The organism is Rhodobacteraceae bacterium Araon29 (assembly GCA_039640505.1).
GTDB lineage: Bacteria > Pseudomonadota > Alphaproteobacteria > Rhodobacterales > Rhodobacteraceae > CABZJG01.
On record CP046865.1, the window covers coordinates 2273494 to 2293101 of the forward strand.

The 19608-nt window shown below is 45.3% G+C and carries 20 protein-coding genes; 9 read left to right on the top strand and 11 right to left on the bottom strand.

Annotated features, from left to right (window positions below):
* Positions 1-2 precede the first annotated feature (2 nt).
* The 6 genes from GN278_10985 to GN278_11010 all read right to left on the bottom strand — a co-directional run bounded on the left by GN278_10985 (position 3) and on the right by GN278_11010 (position 5947).
* Positions 3-848 (bottom strand): ABC transporter permease subunit, encoded by an 846-nt coding sequence (locus tag GN278_10985; GenBank protein XAT61218.1) that lies wholly within the window; start codon positions 846-848, stop codon positions 3-5.
* On the bottom strand, positions 845-1897 hold the full coding sequence (locus tag GN278_10990; GenBank protein XAT61219.1) for an ATP-binding cassette domain-containing protein: 1053 nt from the start codon (positions 1895-1897) through the stop codon (positions 845-847). The genes GN278_10985 and GN278_10990 overlap by 4 nt, the downstream gene beginning before the upstream one ends.
* Positions 1898-1960: 63 nt before the next feature.
* Entirely contained in the window at positions 1961-3061 is a 1101-nt protein-coding gene (locus GN278_10995; GenBank protein XAT61220.1) for an extracellular solute-binding protein, read from the bottom strand.
* A gap of 26 nt (positions 3062-3087) precedes the next feature.
* Positions 3088-4074, bottom strand: coding sequence for an agmatinase (speB, locus tag GN278_11000; GenBank protein ID XAT61221.1), 987 nt, complete (start codon positions 4072-4074; stop codon positions 3088-3090).
* A gap of 60 nt (positions 4075-4134) precedes the next feature.
* The gene (locus tag GN278_11005) at positions 4135-5034 is read right to left on the bottom strand and encodes a LysR family transcriptional regulator (protein ID XAT61222.1); all 900 of its coding nucleotides are present in this window, start codon (positions 5032-5034) and stop codon (positions 4135-4137) included.
* A 409-nt stretch (positions 5035-5443) separates the two neighbouring features.
* On the bottom strand, positions 5444-5947 hold the full coding sequence (locus GN278_11010) for a hypothetical protein (GenBank protein XAT61223.1): 504 nt from the start codon (positions 5945-5947) through the stop codon (positions 5444-5446).
* A gap of 240 nt (positions 5948-6187) precedes the next feature.
* Here GN278_11010 and GN278_11015 point away from each other — a divergent pair, with 240 nt between their 5' ends.
* Positions 6188-6892, top strand: coding sequence for a hypothetical protein (locus GN278_11015; protein ID XAT61224.1), 705 nt, complete (start codon positions 6188-6190; stop codon positions 6890-6892).
* 110 nt (positions 6893-7002) lie between these two features.
* Here GN278_11015 and GN278_11020 read toward each other — a convergent pair whose 3' ends face one another.
* The 5 genes from GN278_11020 to GN278_11040 all read right to left on the bottom strand — a co-directional run bounded on the left by GN278_11020 (position 7003) and on the right by GN278_11040 (position 10381).
* Complete coding sequence (locus tag GN278_11020) at positions 7003-7329, bottom strand: DUF2938 family protein (GenBank protein ID XAT62639.1); 327 nt, start codon at positions 7327-7329, stop codon at positions 7003-7005.
* A gap of 3 nt (positions 7330-7332) precedes the next feature.
* Positions 7333-7536: a DUF2938 family protein gene (locus GN278_11025; GenBank protein XAT61225.1), complete on the bottom strand. Its 204-nt coding sequence runs from the start codon at positions 7534-7536 to the stop codon at positions 7333-7335.
* Between the two features lie 430 nt (positions 7537-7966).
* Positions 7967-9394, bottom strand: a complete 1428-nt coding sequence (locus tag GN278_11030; protein ID XAT61226.1) for an aldehyde dehydrogenase family protein — start codon at positions 9392-9394, stop codon at positions 7967-7969.
* A 352-nt stretch (positions 9395-9746) separates the two neighbouring features.
* Positions 9747-10010, bottom strand: a complete 264-nt coding sequence (locus tag GN278_11035; protein XAT61227.1) for a helix-turn-helix domain-containing protein — start codon at positions 10008-10010, stop codon at positions 9747-9749.
* Positions 10007-10381: a transposase gene (locus tag GN278_11040; GenBank protein ID XAT61228.1), complete on the bottom strand. Its 375-nt coding sequence runs from the start codon at positions 10379-10381 to the stop codon at positions 10007-10009. The genes GN278_11035 and GN278_11040 overlap by 4 nt, the downstream gene beginning before the upstream one ends.
* A 589-nt stretch (positions 10382-10970) precedes the next feature.
* Between GN278_11040 and GN278_11045 the strand changes: the two genes are divergently transcribed.
* The 8 genes from GN278_11045 (at position 10971) to GN278_11080 (ending at position 19590) form a co-directional block, all read left to right on the top strand.
* Positions 10971-11522: a tetratricopeptide repeat protein gene (locus tag GN278_11045; GenBank protein XAT61229.1), complete on the top strand. Its 552-nt coding sequence runs from the start codon at positions 10971-10973 to the stop codon at positions 11520-11522.
* A 995-nt stretch (positions 11523-12517) separates the two neighbouring features.
* Entirely contained in the window at positions 12518-13183 is a 666-nt protein-coding gene (locus tag GN278_11050) for a hypothetical protein (protein XAT61230.1), read from the top strand.
* A 2-nt stretch (positions 13184-13185) separates the two neighbouring features.
* Positions 13186-13662 carry a hypothetical protein gene (locus tag GN278_11055; GenBank protein ID XAT61231.1) on the top strand — a complete coding sequence of 159 codons (477 nt, stop codon included), beginning with the start codon at positions 13186-13188 and terminating at the stop codon, positions 13660-13662.
* Positions 13646-14113 (top strand): hypothetical protein, encoded by a 468-nt coding sequence (locus GN278_11060; GenBank protein ID XAT61232.1) that lies wholly within the window; start codon positions 13646-13648, stop codon positions 14111-14113. Before GN278_11055 ends, GN278_11060 begins: the two co-directional genes overlap by 17 nt.
* 20 nt (positions 14114-14133) lie before the next feature.
* Positions 14134-16395: a hypothetical protein gene (locus tag GN278_11065; protein ID XAT61233.1), complete on the top strand. Its 2262-nt coding sequence runs from the start codon at positions 14134-14136 to the stop codon at positions 16393-16395.
* Between the two features lie 119 nt (positions 16396-16514).
* Positions 16515-18077: a toxin-activating lysine-acyltransferase gene (locus GN278_11070; protein ID XAT61234.1), complete on the top strand. Its 1563-nt coding sequence runs from the start codon at positions 16515-16517 to the stop codon at positions 18075-18077.
* A gap of 115 nt (positions 18078-18192) precedes the next feature.
* The gene (locus tag GN278_11075) at positions 18193-18792 is read left to right on the top strand and encodes a hypothetical protein (GenBank protein XAT61235.1); all 600 of its coding nucleotides are present in this window, start codon (positions 18193-18195) and stop codon (positions 18790-18792) included.
* Positions 18793-18963: 171 nt separating this feature from the next.
* Positions 18964-19590 carry a hypothetical protein gene (locus GN278_11080; protein XAT61236.1) on the top strand — a complete coding sequence of 209 codons (627 nt, stop codon included), beginning with the start codon at positions 18964-18966 and terminating at the stop codon, positions 19588-19590.
* The last annotated feature ends 18 nt before the right edge of the window (positions 19591-19608 follow it).

Below are 19608 nucleotides of genomic sequence, written 5' to 3' on the forward strand. Positions count from 1 at the left end.
GTTTATGTCTTTCTCTTACCGAGAAGCGTCGATAGCCCAACCAAGGCCAATGAGACAAGCATCAAGAAGACGGCCATTGCGGCTGCGAATGGAAGATTTGATTGAAAAATCGCTTGATCAGTAATGTGTACTGATAAGGTCCAGTGTTGGGGGCGGCCCAGAACCTGTGGTAACAGATAAGCACCCAAGGTGAAGACGAACACCAAAATGAGCGCCCCTATGATGGTATTTCTCATCACTGGGATAGTGACATTAAGGAAACTTTTGACCGGAGAAGCGCCAAGCATCCGCGCCGCTTCGGGAATTTCTGGATCAAGCCGTGATAAGGCGGGGTAGATCACCAGAACCGCGTACGGAAACCCAAGATAGGTCAAGCCCAGCAGTAATGCACCCAGACTGGGTGTGAAACTCTGTGATGTCCCAAGAATGCCGAGTGCAGCAAGCAGGTTTCCAATTCCTGCTGTTCTTGACAAGAGGGTGGACCATGCAAAACCGATAATGACTTCCGACAGCGATAGCACTGACAATAGAAAAACCAGAATAATGGATTGTCGGATCACTGACATACGGGTCACCAAATAAGTGAATGGAACAGCAATGGAAACAGATATGAGTGCCGCTGCCATAGAAAGGCCAAGCGATGTTAAAAGTACTTTTCCGAAGAATGGGGCCAAGAAACGCACATAATTGTCCAACTCAAAGGCGGGTTGAAAAAATGCGCCTTCGTCCCGATTGAAGAAGCTTACGGAAAACATGATAAGAAAGGGAATAAAGAAAAATACGGCCAACATGAGCGTTGGATAGACAGCCTCCTTATTATCCTGAAACCGAGACATGTGTGTACTCATGATGCCAGTACCGTTGTGCGACCTGTGTGAATCTCTACTCCGACGCAATCACCAATGTTCACATCTGGTCGACGCTTTGGCGTACAAACTGATGTGATCTCAATGTCTCTAACACGAGTTAAAATTTCCACACTTGCCCCCAGATCACGAATAAAAAGAACTTCCCCATCAAGTTGTGCACCGTCTCTTTCAGTAGACACAACGACATCTTCAGGCCGAACTGATAATGTGGCTGGCTTCCCAATTTCGCAATGTACAATGTCGTCGTCTGTGAGGCCTATATGTTTGCCGCCAAAATCAAAGGTCGATGCATCATGCATCTGTCCTGTTAGCAAATTGCTGACGCCGATAAAATTGGCGACAAAGGCGTTTGCTGGGTTTCGATAAATGTCTATTGGCGATCCAACTTGTTGTACTTTGCCAGCTTCCATAATCATGACTATATCGGCCATCGACATGGCTTCGCGTTGATCGTGAGTCACTACCATTGTCGTAACTCCTAAGTCTTTTTGCAATTGCCGGAGTTCAATCTGCATATGTTCCCGCAATTTGGCATCGAGTGCCGAAAGCGGTTCATCTAACAGAAATACATCAGGATCAATTGACAGGCCACGTGCGATTGCCACGCGTTGTCGCTGGCCACCTGACAGTTGATGAATTTGGCGATCTTCCAGACCAGGCAGCTTGACCAATTCGAGCAGTTCGGTTGTACGAGTTCGCTGCTTGGCGGCAGTAACTCCCCTGATCTTAAGAGGGTATGCAATGTTTTCGGCCACAGTCAGATGCGGGAAAAGGGCTAGAGACTGAAATACCATCCCAAAATTACGTTTATGCGCCGGAACACTGCCATAATTCTTGCCGCCAACCCTCAATTTTCCAGCAGTAAGGTCTTCTAAACCAGCAACCAAACGCAGCAAAGTCGTCTTACCGCAACCAGAAGGACCCAACAAACAGACAAAACTGCCATCAGGTATATCAACAGAGACGTTGTCCACGGCGGTAAAATTACCAAATTTCTTTGTGATGTTTTCAATTTGGATCTGTGTCATGGATATTCTCTGTTAAATTTGTTTTTTTGACCCGCCAAGACTTCTTGGCGGGTCACCATTGGTTTATCCGGCGACCAGTTCAGCCCATTTCTGATTTAGCCAATCTTCACGCTCGCTATACATATCATAACGTGGAATGATTGGATCAATTGAACTCGCGACCGCACCGTATTCGTCATCGGTCAAATCGGTCAGTTCACGCCCTACAGTTGGTGCGGTGCCGACAAAGCGAGACAATTTAGCTTGAATTTCAGGTTGGCACATATAGTTCATGAACTCTTGTGCTTCTGCCACTTTATCGGATGCTTTGGAAACACACCAAGACCCAGAGTCAAGCACACCGCCTTCTGCGGGGAATGTTGACCTCACAGGCTTACCTTCTGATGCCGCCAACCCGGTCACGTCATGATAATACTGACCCATCGGGATCTCACCGGTTTCCAAGGCCTGCTGGAATTGTCCTTCGTCGCGATACCACAGCCGTACGTTTGGTTTTACTTCAGCCAGCTTGTCCATGACCTTCAAAATGCCTTCCTCGGTGTCTAATATGCCAGTTCCATCGAACCATGTCTTAGCTGTGATTTCCAAAAGAAAAGAGTTACTCGCAAGCGCCAAAAGGCCAAGACGATCAGCGTTTGCCGAATCCCAAAGAGATTTCCAGGATGTCGGCGCATCTCCGTAAACATCAGTATTTGTAACCAATGTGATATACCACGCCACTGCGCCTAAACCGTTGATTTGGCCATCTTCGTAGCGGTGAACAAAATGGTTTGGTAGATTCGATGCGTTTGATAAAGCCTTTTCATCCAGTGGTGCCCAAAGCTTTGCCTTTTCTCCCTTCAGGCGTGCAACTTGTGCCATCATAGAGACATCAGCTGGGGCTTGGTTCGCATGCGCTGCTGTCATCAGTTGCACAAGCCAAGCTTCCCCAGTTGGTTCCCCGATTGATTCAACTTTTATCCCTGTTGCTGTCGTAAAATCAGGGAAGATATGCTTATCAAAAGATTCCTGAAAGTAACCACCATAGGTGCCGACTTTTATAGTTTTGTTGGAAGCAGCGCGCAAAATAGAAGGAGCGCCAATTGCTGCAATACTGCCTGCAACAATTGCCGAACCGACAAAGGTTCGGCGGTTCAATTCGATTGGGTTTTTAGATTTTGTCATTTTCATTTCTCCCTGTTTAAGTTTGGTTAGTCTTGATTATATCTTGGTAGAACGCAGAGCATTTCATAAAGCAGGTTTGCTGCGATTAAAGCTGTGTTGCCGCTGGGGTCATAAGGTGGTGAAACCTCAACCAGGTCTCCTCCAACGACGTTCAGGCCAGCGCATCCCCGAATGAGTTCCAAAGCCTGCCATGTGGTCAATCCGCCGATCTCCACTGTACCAGTGCCTGGTGCAAATGCCGGATCAAGGCTGTCAATATCGTATGTTATATACGTCGGGGTGTTGCCGATCTTTTTCTTGATACTCTTCATCAGTGGTGCAAGGGACTTGCCCCAGCACTCTTCGGCTTGGATGACAGTCCAACCCTGTTGGCGAGACCAATTAAAGTCATCCGGTGAATACCCTGTACCGCGCAATCCTATTTGGAAAACCTTATCGTTATTTAGCAAGCCTTCTTCGAAGGCACGCCTAAATGGTGTTCCATGCGCAATTTTTTCGCCAAACATATCATCATTAATGTCGGCATGCGCATCTATATGGATCAAAGCTACTGGCCCATATTTGGCCCCGATTGCCTGCAAAATCGGGTAGCTAATCGTATGATCCCCGCCCATCGTTAGTGGAATAACATCGTGCTTTAGCAGATCGTCATAATACTCTGAAATTAACCTAATACTGTTTTTCAAATCAAATGTATTAATTGCCACATCACCGATGTCGGCAATGTTCATGGCATCAAACGGTGCCACTCCAGTAGCCATATTATAAGGCCGCAACATGCTAGATTCAGCGCGTATTTGACGCGGACCAAAGCGTGTTCCTGATCGGTTCGATGTTCCGATATCTAATGGGATGCCGATAAAACAGGCGTCGAGGTCACTTGCATTTTCCCGAGCAGGTAGACGCATCATAGTAGACGGCCCCCCAAAACGCGGCATATCATCTCCACACAACGGTTGAAAATATTCTTTTGGCAACGCATTCCCCCAACATATATTGTGAGCGCGTATCATGGCTTAGAAATTACATTGATTAAATGCGATTTATTTGAAGTAAGGTTTGATGTTTATCAATTAAATGACTGCGTGAACACGTAATACAGCCGCAACAAATGTACTCAAAGCTTGGGAGGGTTTAAGTCCTTTTTTGGAAACCAGGTCAAATTCGCAATCAAACCGTGCAGCAAGTGGTGACAAACAACGTAACTGCCCGCTCTGAACCCATTGCTCTGCAAAATGATCTGGTAGATAGCCGATAAATTTCCCGCTCCTGATTAGGATCAATTGGGGCTCGATCTCGTAGACCACGGCCTTTACGTTCACCAATCCTAACTCTTCGTGGCGCCGATCACGCCAATACCCTCGCCCGACTATGCTTTCATTGCGCAGAGTCTCCACGTCTAAATCACCTGGCTTCACCGAAAACAGCGGATGCGTCGCGCCGCAGTACAAAGAATGCACCTCTTTATGCAAAGGCTGATACTTCAAACCTGTGGCTTTATGAGGAAAGCTGCCGATACCAACATCAAGACTGCCATTCAAAACTCTTTGTTGCAGTTCTTGTGGCGTATTTTGAGAAACCTCAAATCGAATATCGTTGGGCTCTGAAAGAAATTCAGCAAAAGCTTGTTCCAATCGTAAGCCTCTGTCGGTGGCAATCGCATCTACTAATCCGACCTTTATTTTACCAACCAATTGCCCTTTGAGTGTGCTGATACCAACCGAGAATTCTTCGATATTACGTAACAGTTTTTGAGATTCCACAAAAACCAATTTGCCCTTGTCACTTAGTTTGAATCCGCCCCGACCCCGTTGGCAAAGGATGACACCTAACCGCTGCTCTAGTGCAGTTATATGGTTGCTGATTGTTGAAGGCCCAACGTTCAGCTCTGTTTGCGCAGCCGCAAAACCGCCATGCCGTACAACGGCATCAAAAACTTTGAGAAGACGAAAATCGGTTCCAGACAAGCGCATTCACATTGATAAACATAAATACTGATGACAGTAAATAATGATTTTATCCAACTGAACGATTTACTAAGGGTTACAAAAAACTTTATGGCACTCGAGGGATTGTCCAGCCCCCAATTTATGTACCATTTTTTAATAGAGTTTCTGGAACGGGCGGTCTCCAGGGATCAGAGGCGCTGAGATTTTTTTCTGGCGAGAGCTGTGTATTAAGTAACCTTTCGGTATTTGATGTGGACACTCTATCAAATAAGTCTGGAGTTCTGCCCGCTTTGAGGGTCAGGCGCTTAATGAATATCGCCAAGAAGGGCTTCAATACTGTTCGCATCAAAAGATCCACTACCATCTATGTATCACGCTCACCGTCTAACTGTTTTCAGCGGCTTAGGAAAAACTGCGCAATTTGCGCACTTTTTCATTTACTAGGACCGATTGTATTTGAGTAAATAACTAAGCTAGATACCACAAAAATGATCGGTGTAAGCCCGGCTAAAGCCCATGTAACGTCATCAGCTCTCAATGGAGGTACTAAGTCGAAAACCTCCAAGAAGCCAATTGAAGCAAACAATAACTGCGGGGGAATGAATAGCAGGAAGAGTGCTCCCACAATAGAATTAATCGCGTTTCCTCCTTTGAGTTTTTCTAAACCGGTCCCGTTCAAACAATAATATGCCCAATAAGCCCCCAAGCAATACACAAAAAAATTGCTGTTACTATCAAGATTTACATTGGATAGTGACTCTATTGCGGGTCCGATAGATAAAGCTAGGCCATACAAGTTCCAATAAATATTTTTTCCAAACGACCGAAGCGCTTCACTTATTGATCCTTCAGGCCACCAAATAAAGCGGCCAGCATAGAAAAAAAGTACTGCATAACTTCCGTTGATCAATGAGTTTATAAAATCATTGCCGTCCATAGAGCTTATGCCTTGTGTTAAATAAAAATCTTTTAACCTATTTTAATAAAGTAGACGATCTTCTGCAGTCGCTGTCCTACTATGGCGAACTGAAACAGGATCAACGCCTGTTGAAAAAAGTAAAGACTAACGCTTGAAACACCTCATCCTATTTTTACAAGCATCCTAATTTTTCGACATCAGCACTGACGTTTCTACCGTTATCAGCTATTGTTTCATGTAAATCAAAGGTCTAGAATTATGGAAAATCTAGGGGATTTGCTGATGAATTGGGTGCCATACGAGGAAGTCGTGCGTCGTCAGGTAGACGAGCATGATATAGATAACCTTAGACAATTCTACCACGAAGATTTCATTTATCTGCGTGAGACAGAAATGCTTTCTTTTGAGGACGTAGGGCAACATATCATCGATGATTTTGTGAGTGGAAAATTTATTTCAAAAAATCGTAAAACACTGCATGAGGACGAGTGCTCAAGCACATTTGAGCATGATGTTACAGCCATTGAGCCCCATAGAGGAATAGTAGCAGGTGACACCTACAGAGTGAGGAATATTATCCAAAAAAAAGATGGATTGTTTTGGCGACAGAACATTTATGGAATCAAAAAAATAAGTCCCAGCGAAATGGAGAGGGGTACAAAAAAAATAGCCCGGATCAATATGGTTGATTTTTCTTCTGAAGAGGATATGGCCATTAGGTTGGCTGATTATGAAGCCAAAGCGCAGAGTATCTTCACTGATGCGGAAATTCTGATGACCGTCAAAGTCAGCGCCACATCTGCCTTAACGATTTCTATTTATCCTGATGAAGTAAGTGCAGAGGCTTCTTTGGCTTTACGTGATCAACATTTCAAAGAGCACAAAGACAAACAAACGGGCTGGCATTTAGAAGGTGAACTGGGCATGTTTTTCCTGAAAGAGACCAGTGATCTGCGATCCTAGTAATTCCAGCTTCAAAGAAAAATGGTAAGGTAAGTGATATTTGGGCGACCGATGGCGAATATGATAGATTTGTCATTAAAGAGAGAAAGTTCACGTACGCATTGGCATATCTAGGAGGTGCAATCTTGATTGCTGCGACTTGTGATCGTTTCTAATCCCCAGTAATCTAAAAAAGAGAATCCTATCGCTAAAAATATCCCTACAACGACATGACTAGAAGTAGACAGTAATCTGGTTAGATTTGGGTTAGGTGTTTTATTTCCCATAAAACCTTTTCCAGTTACAGGAAGATAAAAAAACCAAGGAACAATCACTGACATTAATCCGAAAATTAATCCAGATAAGATTGAAGTGTCTAAAACATCAAAAGCTGCCAGAAAAAGATAGTAAGCAAACCCGTAACCTACGCCGACACAATAGTGAAAAAACCATCCAATTTGTTATTCATATTTTACTGGATTTTCATCTTCTAAATTTTGATTAACGATCATTTTGTTGCTAATCAACATTATCAACCATCTACCAGCAGTAGACCAGTTCGTAGGTGGAATTTTAAATATCAAAAATAAAATTCTTTGCCATAGATCCATCCCAACACAACAAAAAATGCCTGCGATAATTGAGACAAATATAAAGTGTCCCATATACTCAGGTTACCAATTCTTTTTCTATCAGACAATCACTGAGGAAAGAGAAAAAGAATTAATCCGCAGTAACCTTATACTTCACATTGGTCCCAACCTTTTGCATCAATAAAGAACCATTGTCAGCAATCACGTAGCCAGACATCAGAGAACTTTTCTGGCTCTCTAAAGCATTGTCCCGATTGTGCCTTTTGGCAATGTCTATCCATTCAATTTCAGACATCCTTCTTAATATTTTTCCATTCTGAAGAGTTACGATTTTACGGTTATTCGCAGTAAATTCGCTGAACTCAGAGAGAGTTCTTGGTGGCTTAGGCTACTCCGTCTGATCTTGGTCCATTAGGCTTCTCCTTGGGCAATATGTATGGGTCTGTGATGCATTTCATGGGATGACCATTATGGCTCTACACAACCCTTCTGGATGCGAAGACTATTTTTTTGTTATAGCTTTAGTTTCTAGGTATTCATGAAACCCCAAAGGTCCAGCTTCACGTCCATTTCCAGATTGATTATACCCACCAAATGGCACATCATAGTCACCCACATGCCCATTCACATTGACGACACCAGCCCTTAAACGACGGCTAACTCTGTCAATTCGGCTATTATCCGTTGATTGTATATACGCAGCGAGACCGTATGGAGTATCGTTGGCAAGTTCTATAGCATGTTCTTCGTTTTCAAATGGAATAATAGATAAAACAGGGCCAAAAACCTCATTCTGCGCTATAGACATATCGTTATCCACATCTGTAAATAAAGTTGGCCTAATGTAATACCCTTTGTTGAAGCCTTTGGGCAGGCCCAATCCTCCAACAGCAAGATTAGCCCCCTCATCTATGCCAATTTTAATCAAATTTTGAATATTATCAAATTGCCGTTTGTTTACTACAGGCCCAATATGGGTGCCCTCGACCATTGGATCACCTATTTTTACGGAAGCAACTTCTGCCGTAACTAATTCGACAACTTTGTCATATACAGATTTCTCAACAAGAAGTCTTGAAGCAGCATCGCAAGATTGGCCATTATTTATAAAACATGCATCGACTGAAATTCTTGCTGCTGTCTCTAAGTTTGCATCTGCAAAAAGTAAATTCGGAGACTTGCCACCCAACTCTAAGGTCACCCGCTTTATACTATCAGCTGCGCCTTTAGTGATGGCTTTACCTGCTCTCGTTGATCCAGTAAATGATATCATATGAATGTCTGGATGATTTGTGATCGCTCGACCGACACTTGGCCCATCACCGTTAATCAGGTTAAAAACTCCGGGGGGGCATCCTGCTTCATGAAGAACTTCTGCCAGCATGACAGAGCTTAGTGGAGAGTATTCACTAGGCTTAAGCACCATCGTACACCCCGCAGCCAATGCCGGTGCAACTTTGATCATTACTTGATTCACGGGCCAATTCCATGGTGTAATCATCCCAACAATTCCCACGGGCTCGTCCACCAAAGTTGAACCTCCTCGTGCTGAGGGTCTCTCAAATCTATGACTTTTAAGAGCCTCTACAGCCGCCTCAATATGTCCTATACCAACTGGCATGTGAACTTCCCTAGAGAATGAAATTGTTGTCCCCATTTCATATGGCATTATTTTGACAAATTCTTCCGCTCGAGATTCATATACTGCAAGGATGCGCTCCAACAATGCTACGCGATCTTTAACAGTACTAAACTGCCAGGATTTAAAAGCCTCGCGAGCAGCGTCAACTGCCATATTTACATCAGCTTCACTACCCATCGAAATAGACGCGATTATTTCCTCATTACCAGGATGAATTATATCAAATTTCTTTGCACTAACCGGATCAGACCAAGCGCCATTTATATAAAATTTTTCATTATTTGACATGGATCACCCCACTTTTTTTTACAAGATAAATAACATTGTCGTACTGTTAGCAATAATTATTTATGCGCATTACAGACAAACTTATCGTAAAAATGGAACTTACTATTGGGACAGTTCCCTCTAGTCAAAAACTTTGATGTTAATAATTTATTAAATATTTTTTACTCATCAAAAAAATAGAAAGGCATTAAATGAAGTATGCCAAGCACTAAATTTTGATACAATAGAAACTTATTGCTTTTTAAATTGATCATCAACTGCTTGTTAATATTATACAGCGTATTTGCAAGATAACGGGCGACAGAGATGAGCAGGATCGTATGAACTGCGTGAGAACTTCAGTTGGCAAGCCTCACGATGAACTTCGAGGATATAATGGTTTAGTGGACTGTATTGGAAAGGCTCCAGCGGATCGTATAGCAAAGCTTGTTGGGCAATACTGCGGTCGTGGAGAACGATCCACCAGCGCGTTCAGGCCGCCTTCAACCCACCGAGCATACCAATCGTAATAGGTGCTGCTAGGAACCCCAATCATCGACAGGGTCTGTTTGACCGGCAAGTGTGAGGCTTCCACGGTGTGGATGATTTCAATCTTCTCAGAGGCGGAATATCTCATTCGTCGAACTCCCCATCCCCGAGCATGCTTTTTTTAAGCAGGCGGTTCTCAAGCGTTAGCTCCGCGACCACCTCTTTCAAGGCAGATGATTGCGAACGCAACTCTTTGACCTCAGGAGAGGACGCCTGGCGTGCAGTATCGCCCGCCAAACGGTTCTTGCCAGCCTCCAGGAATTCCTTCGACCATGAGTAGTAAAGGCTCTCGGCAATACCCTCGCGGCGGCACAGACCTGCAATGCTTTCCTCGCCGCGTAGACCAGCCAGCACAATCCTGATCTTCTCTTCTGCACAATAGTGCTTACGCGTCTTACGCTTGATACCTCTGACCAACTTATCAGCGGCTTCTTTCGATGTTCCGGATCTCTTATTCATCTTCGCTCCTTAAGAGCTGCGATGAACCAGAAACCCTCCCTTGCTTAAACCGCTAAATCTTTCCGGTAGGCGATGACGTCAGACAACTTCCCTACAAAAGACTTCTTAAGCTCAAGCGCATACTCAGATATGGCAAAGTTTAAGATTGCGTCCTTTTATTCTTGAATTCCAAGGTAAAGTGAATTTTCAGCAAAACTGACTAAAATAGTGTTATTTGCCTTGATGCAATGCAGTTTTATATACTTAACGTAAAGGGTAGCCATCGAGGTTAAGACTATGAAAAGAAATTTTATCTTAGCGGTAGCACTATGGCTATTGTCCACAGCAGCATTTGGGCAAACGTTCCCTGCTTGCCCGGACCCCGGAAATGACCCATCCAAATTTTGCCCAGTTGGGCAAATATGGAGTGAAACCGCAAATGACTGCATTTTAATGGCTTGAGACGCCAATTTTTGATTTTTTTGCTTTCAGCCGATGAATGCCAGCGGTCTGGAAACAGAAATCCATCAATACTGCATGAAATTGCTTGTTGGTCGTTGGCACCTTCATCACGTGTAATGAGGATTTTTACTCTGAATTGAGGTAGATAATGAAAGTTTTGAAATTTAGTATTTCTATTTTTTTGGCCGCATTTTTGCAGCTGTCACAAGCTGCTGCATCAACTACAAGCCAAACCCTTTTAGATAACCTAGCAAATGCAAAAACGCTTGAGCAGGCAGAACCGATTATCTCTGCTCTTTGGGAAACTTGGATGAGCAGTCATAGAGTCGAGAACGAAAAAGTTTTGATGGAGCAAGGCGTTCTCGCAATGAGAAAAGGCAACCTTGAGCAGGCGGAAATGCTTTTCGGGGATCTCATAAATCAAAACCCTAACTTCACAGAAGCTTGGAATAAACGGGCTACTGTGCGCTACATGATGTCCAATTTCAAAGAGTCGCGGGACGATGTCTTTGAAGTACTTCAACGTGAACCCCGCCATTTCGGTGCGATTTCTGGCCTTGGCATGATTAACCTTCGCCTTGGTGATCTAAGCGCTGCTTTGAACGCATATAAGAATTTGCAGCGCATCTTTCCGGCAAGTCCAGAAGCCAGCCGGTATATCCCGATTTTACGCAAAAAATTGAACCTGATGGATTTGTAGCAAGGCGCTGTGGCACACTTCTTTATTCAGTGCGAACAGACTTCAAAACCAGACATTTCAAAACACGTATAGCCGTAAAAATCCAAGTGCCCGCGCCCAATAACGTGAGAGCCTGTCATCCTGAGATGAGACCAGTACTCATCCAACTTAGCCCAACCAACATAGCACCCGATTTAGCAGTCTGCGCAGACCTCGTCTTAAGCCCCTGAACAATACGGGGATAGGAATAATGGCTCAAAAGGTCTGCGGGAACACGTCTCGAGAAGTAGTAAAACCCGGCACGGTTAAACGTGTAAGGGACTTTTTTGGTCAGTAATCTGGTCAACATTCTCTCCAGCCCAATACTAAGGCAATGCTATTTATGAGAATGTTATCAGTAGGTTATCTATCAGTAGACTGCTGTAGTCTGATTGATAGTGGCGCACCCGAGAGGATTCATATCGAATTGAAAAATCTAAATTTATTGTTTAAATTCAATAAGGTAAATGGCTTCTAAATTGTTTCCTCTTAATAATTGTTGAGGGATTTGTTGAGGGTTTTTCAACAGATAATATCGACAGGCCAAATAGCCGTCATTGCTGTGCGTGCACGCAACTAGATTGAACCCGGCATCTGATAGGTTGATTGGCGATACCTCCCAGCCGCAGCAGTTGAGGCACAGAGATACAGAAAGACCCAGATTTTCATAGTAGACAAGGACATGATATAATGGTGCAAACAGAGGAATACGTCTCCTGCAGAGTTGACTAAGTTATTCCACCCAACCTTCGCCTGAACATGAATTATCCTAGACCCTGAATGCATTTTTTCACTTTATAGCAATCACTTACGACCCCTGACTTCAGACCAAAAAGCTTTTTAATATCATAAAAATATATCTAAAACCAAAGATTTTCTTACAATTTTAGGATTTCTATTTGACAATCCCTCCACCCTAAGTAGTATCGCCCTATTGTTTGTTAGACTTTAAATTTAGCTTTGTGATTTACAAGAAAATGGTAACCGATCAGTATAATTTTGCAAGTTTTGAAGATGACAGTTTTTCTGGTGAGCTGTATTTTCCAACATTGGTGTTCAATATCATCTGCGCCGATCATGAGGCGCTGAATGAGTACCTTTTGAACCTTATAAATGCCGAACGTGAGCGCGATCAAAAGGGTATTGAACGTTCGAATTTCCGCAAGCTTGGTGGTTGGCATAGCCACAATAATTTACACCGTGAAACAGACTACAAACCGATCACGGACCGGGTGAATCAAGCGGGGCGCCGTATATCGCGCCAACTTGGATATCACCCTGAAAAACATCTTAAGATCGGTACAATGTGGTCGATTATCAATGCACCGGGCAGCTCAAACAAGGCGCATGTACACCCCGGCTGTCATTGGAGCGGGGTTTATTATGTCCAGACTCCCAAAAATGCCGGGGATATCGAGTTCACCGATCCGCGCACACCCCATGTGATGAACCAGCCAAGCTTTGCGCCCAAGAAACAGCGCAGCAAGGAAAACTGGACCAAAGTGCGCTTTACGCCAAAGGCCGGAAAAATGCTGATCTTTCCCAGTTGGCTATACCACAGTGTGGACCCGAATATGTCGGATCAAAAAGACAAAAATGGGGAACGCGTCATCATCAGTTTTAATTTGACGCAAACGGGTTGATCATGGCTAAACTAAAGGTAGACCGTGTAGCCGAAACTGATCGCAGCAAAATCTGCGCTTTGGCCCGTCTTGCCCATGGGGAAAGCCTGTTTAAGGATATCGCGTTTTCAAAGGCAAAGTTTTTTAATGCCTTCGATAACACATTGCACGAGCCGGATACTTATCTTGGTCTAAAGGTCAGCCTTGGACATGAAATCATCGGGTTCTGCTATGCGCTGCTTGGCGGCTTTTACATTGGCGAAGACGCCAAAATTGTAACTGTCATCACCATTGCCATCGCCCCGGAAACCCGATCACGCATTCTCGGCGGCAAAGCCGCCCTTCGTCTTACGCGCGGTATTGAAATTTGGGCCAAGGCTATGGGTGCATCATACGTGCTCTATCACGCCACATCCGGCACCAACCCAACCAGCTCGGATCGCTTTTTCCGAAAGCTTGGCATGATAACACTTGGAGGAAATTATGGGATTAGGCTTTAAGAGAGCCATAGTTTTTGGACTTGCTGCTTTTGCTGTGGCCGTCGCTATATTTTCTGCACAGATAGAATCTTGGGTTACTAAAGCTGTGCTAAAGCAAGTTTCAAAATTTGACGAATATGCTGAGATGGAACTTTGCATTGCGGCGGTTGCAGAGCAAATCGAAAATAGCAAACCAAACATAAACTTACAAAAACTGATTATAGGTTGTGCTCAAAGTGAACATTTAAAATGCACAGAATCGGATCAATCTATCAAATGTTTCGATGCTCTATCTCACAAGTTTGCTCAATTGGCCAAAATTCATGGCCCAATCCATATGGATGAGAAAAACTCAATAGAATACAATGAGTTAATTTCATTTTGCACCTCTATGGAAAATGAAGAACTTATATCTCTGTGCATAAATAATGTTGAATTAGCAATGCTACAAGTTGGGCTAGAAACAAACTAAATTTTTGAAAGGATCATAAGATGAGTGGAGCAAAAGACGCATTTCTTGGGTTGGGAGACAGCTGGGCTGAAATCTATGAACACAGGCATCAAAACGCAATTAATGATGCCAAGGAAGATGGAATTATTACATCTTCTGAACAGGACGAAATCAACAAAATTGCTGCGAAATTTAAAGGTCAGACTTTGATCAACGACAACTTTCAGACACCTAGGAGCGGTTTGGATGGAAGCTCGAGCACATCCATAGCAGAGCATTTTCCTACGACTGACTTTTCATCTCACCAGCCCTCTTCGATGAGGCCTGACAATTACGGTGGTCGAACACGTCCTGGTTTTGAATACAATGCACTCGATGCGATAGCTGAAAATAAAAATAATGTACCTGATTGGGAGAACCCTGCGAAAGACGGGCTTGGGAAAGCTTTAGGTGGATTTTTTAAAGGACTTTTTGGTGGTAGCGGTTCCGGCACTGCGGGCAAATCCCCATCCAAGCCCGTTTCTTTTCCGGCAGATCCCCCTTCCCTTCCAGCAGATCCTCCGTCGCCTTCGCTTTCTTCCATCCGCATTAGTTCAAAAAGCTCTCCCGGATTCTCTGACAATGATGGTAACGAGGGAAACGAGGGAAACGAAGGTAACGAGGGAAACGAAGGTAACGAGGGCAACGAAGGGAACGAAGGCAACGAGGGCAACGAAGGTAACGAGGGCAACGAGGGTAACGAAGGCAACGAGGGTAACGAGGGGAACGAAGGCAACGAGGGTAACGAAGGCAACGAAGGCAACGAGGGTAACGAAGGCAACGAGGGTAACGAAGGGAACGAAGGCAACGAAGGCAACGAGGGCAACGAAGGCAACGAGGGCAACGAAGGCAACGAAGGCAACGAAGGCAACGAAGGCAACGAAGGGAACGAAGGGAACGAAGGCAACGAAGGCAACGAAGGCAACGAAGGCAACGAGGGCAACGAAGGCAACGAAGGCAACGAAGGCAACGAAGGCAACGAAGGCAACGAAGGCAACGAAGGCAACGAAGGCAACGAAGGCAACGAGGGCAACGAAGGTAACGAGGGCGGAGGCCGCTCGGGTCGCGGCGGAAAGCCCGTTGTGGTTGACCTTGATGGTGACGGAGTTGAGATTGATGAACTTGGCAAAAGCACGGCCAAGTTTGACTTCGACAATGACGGCTACCGCGAAAAAACCGCTTGGATTGGCAAGGACGACGGCCTTTTGGTCTTCGATGTGGGCAATGATGGCAAGGTCACCGAGGCCAAGGAAATCGCCTTTGCCTACCTTACCGAAAACGAGGACGACACCGACCTAGAAGCCCTGCGCGAAGTCTTTGATACCAACGGCGATGACCTGCTGAATGCGCTGGATGACGACTGGGCGCAGTTCAAAATCTGGAAAGACAGCAACCAGAACGGTATTTCCGAAGACGGCGAATTGATGAGCCTTGAGGAACTTGGCATCACCGAAATCGGTCTAATCACCCGTGAAGGCAGCTCAGAAGTGCTTGCTGATGGTACGGTCAATCACGGCCTGATCGATGTGACCATGAAAGATGGCTCAGTCGTAGATGGCGGGGATATCGCTTTTGCCTTTGATGAAAATGGCGAGCGCGAAGGTGTCGATGAAAACGGCAATACGGTGATCGAATATGAAGCGGGTGCATCTACTGACACCACAGGTGTGGTGAGCTTTAGCTTCGGGGATCAAACCCAGCTTATCCACCATCTGCACATGATGGGCTTTATGGATAACGCCCTTTCGGTTATGGAGCTAGCCGAACAAGAGGGTGACAATGTTGTCTTTAAGCAAGACGGGGTAACATTGGTCGCAGTGGAAGACACAACCATCGCTGCCTTAGCCGACGCCATGGTCGCCGACATTCAAGTGCCTGAGCCTTTAGCAGCAAGCGACGCCACCGAGAATAGTGATCCTTCTTCCGATACGGCCGAAGATGAGCTGCTGTTTGAAGATACATATGACACTGACGAAGCCATGGCCGATGAGGAAATGCTTGATGAAAACGCGGCGCTTGTCGATAACGATCCGCTGATCGCTTATGATGGTGATACGTTCGAGTTTGATGAAGACGCAGAAGGTGATGCGCCTGACGACCACACCGCAGCAGCCTTGACCGCGCAAGCGATTGCAGAAGCAGATCAGCCTGTCCCTGACGCGGATGAGGAAACTGAACCGGGGGCTGCCAATCTTGTGGCCGCGCCAGATAGCTCTGAGAACGACCTACCTGCTGACGGCACATTCTCGGATGAGGCCGCATAGGCGGCATGCTCTTCAAATAGTCAAAACAGCCCCATCCGTGAAAACGGGTGGGGATCGCATTTTTCAACAATGGGGATGGTAATGTTAGCAGGAAATTATGATGTTCCTCTCCACAGTGAATGCTTGATGTTGGGCTGATGCCCACGAAGCGAAGATATTTTATGATTGATTGGCTGAACTTACATGGCCTAACGTCTTCAGATGTTCAAAAATATTGCAGCGTCATTACTCTAAGTTACCAACCTGACAGCATTAATTTCTCCTTTAATAGTCCCGCGAAAGGCCTGCGCTTCCATTTCGATAAAAGCCTTAAATATTTGGTTTTGCCTTCCTTAAAAGCGCTCTTAGGGTCTACAGTGACCACAAATTATGATTTATCCAAAATAAAGATCGTCCAGCACAAAGCTGGAGAGCTTGAGCTGCCCTTTACTGAGTGGAATGATAAAACTAACGCGCCGATAGTCCATTTGGTGTGGTCGGGCACCGCGGATGACCTCATCTGTCTGGCCCATGAAATCGCCCATGCCGCACAGATGATCTTATCAAAGCAATCATTCATGCCGCCTCTTGCGCGTGAGGTCTGCGCGTTCTTGGGCGAGCTAGCGCTCATCCGATTTTCAAAAAATCAAAGCAGCGATTGGTATCTGGGGTTGCAAGCTGTTTGGCATACCGAAAACCAGCGTTATTTTGCAAGCGATGTCACCCTGCTTGCAGATGACCTAAATGCTGCTGCGCCGCCTTATAACTACCGCTATAACTATCCGTTAGCGCGCGTTGCGGCCATGTCTCTATTTGCAACTTCCAGTTCAGACCAACTTGCCGACTTCTTTGCCAGTGGATCATCAGCAATGGCTAAATTGAACTTTTCAACCATGATGAGCGATTTACAACTCAATGATGCCGTTCACTTTAGCAGACAGATCTCTAACGAGGCGAAAGAAGATATTTTGGCGTTTCGAATGAGCTTATCACCACAAGCTTCGAACTTAGTCAGCCAAGCTCAAATTGACTTTGCATGGCTCTATCGCCCAGCCAGCGCAGGCTGTATTAACGGGGATCGGGTTGAGAAAATATCTTATCTGCCCGCGCAGCTCTGGGTAAAGTGGCGCTCACTTGGCGTTTTGGCTCTTGCAGCGCTAAAGCGCAGCAATGCTGATATTTTGCCCGGGGTTTTCCTTCAGAAATATGAACCCGTGGCAGAGCAGGCCTCTGACCTTTCGTTTTCATTTACCACACCTTGGGTGCAGCCGCTGAAATTCGATGCGCTCACGGCGGTGGGCATGACAATCCAACAACTTGCCGCATCACCCTATCATCAGCAGTTTAATCTTGCCTATTATCTGCCGGTTGAAATTTTGCCGCCGCTTCAAGCCAAACAGCTGAGGTGTTTTGTCGATGCCGCGGGCAATCCCGTCGGCCTGACAACCTGGGCATGGCTGTCAGATGCTTCAAAGCACGACGTGCATATCACTGGCCGCGCCTTACAAAGTTTAGAATGGTCAGGCGGTTCCAATCTGTTTTTTAACGACTGGATTACAGATCCAAAGGCTTTTCGACCAGCCACGGCCAATATGGCCCAAGACATTTTTCCCACTAAGACCGCAAGCAGCCTGCGCCGAAATCCCGACGGGTCTGTCCGCCGGATCAACACATGGAAGGGACGAAAGGTCCAAAGACTTTAAAAAAACATCGACCTCCCGCTAAAATCATGCTACGCATTATACAACCTTTGGAATATTATCCAAATGCGATTCCCCCTTGGGGATAGTTTCTGTTTTTGATTATTTAGGACAGTTTATGCCAGCACGAACACTCAAAAGCCCCGTCACTTATAGTGTGCTGATCATTGCCGCATGCGCGGTGCTGATGTCATGTGCAAAAGAGGTACCTTCGCAAGTCCGTTTTGGACTTGGGGCGTCCCGGGTCAAAACCGATCAATGCCGGATTTCGGACGCGGTAGAGCGCTATTTTGCCGCCGGAGAAGTTGGTAATATACCGCGCCGCAAACCCACAACCCTGAAAGAGATGTTTTGGACAGCTGCAAATGCATATGGCCCCGGTGAGGTTGGCTACCACGAATATCGATATCAAAACGCCTATATTCATTTGTTGCACTATGTCGTGTCGCAAGATGACTTTCGCTATCAACCAAACTGTTCAACGCGGATGGAAATAGAAATAACCAGTTGGGTGCCCTCAAGCCGGCGCCCGCGCGTTAATGCGACAGAGGTTTATGACTTTAGAGCCAACAGCAATAATCAGCTGTGTCTGCATAATGACACATATAAATTTAAAACGGTGATTGAACAAGTGCTGGTGCGGGCCTGTGTGCATGTGGAAAATTTACAAGACGATTTTAATGTCGATATCAAATTCGCGCCGGACCATAAAAAGTAAAATTAAATTAAACGCCAAGGTATTTTAAGGGGTGCAAAAATGGAAAAGAATTTAGCAAACGAAACTGTCACAGACGCACTATTCGATCTGTTTTCCGAATTTAGCTTTGGAGGCTAGGCGCACTCTGCCGCTTTTCGGATTTTACCGGTTTTTTATGACAAAGGACAGTTTATGCCAGCACGAACACTCAAAAGCTCCGTCACTTATAGTGTGCTGATCATTGCCGCATGCGCGGTGCTGATGTCATGTGCAAAAGAGGTACCTTCGCAAGCCCCTACCGAAAAAGAGGAACCTTCGCAATCCTATGCCGGACTTGGGGCGTCCCGGGTCAAAACCGATCAATGCCGGATTTCGGATGCGGTAGAGCGCTATTTTGCCGCCGGAGAAGCTCGTAATATACCGCGCCGCAAACCCACAACCCTGAAAGAGATGTTTTGGACAGCTGCAAATGCATATGACCCCGGTGAGGTTGGCTACTACGAATATAGATATCAAAACGCCTATATTCATTTGTTGCACTATGTCGTGTCGCAAGATGACTTTGGCTATCAACCAAACTGTTCAACGTGGATGGAAATAGAAAGAACCAGTTGGACAACCTTAAACCCGCGCCCGCAAGTTAGTGCGACAGAGGTTTATGACTTTAGAGCCAACAGCAATAATCAGCTGTGTCTGCATAATGACTACTATGGAAAGAATAATGCTGAACACGTGCTGGTGCGGGCCTGTGTGCATGTGGAAAATTTACAAGACGATTTTAATGTCGATATCAAATTCGCGCCGGACCATAAAAAGTAAAATTAAATTAAACGCCAA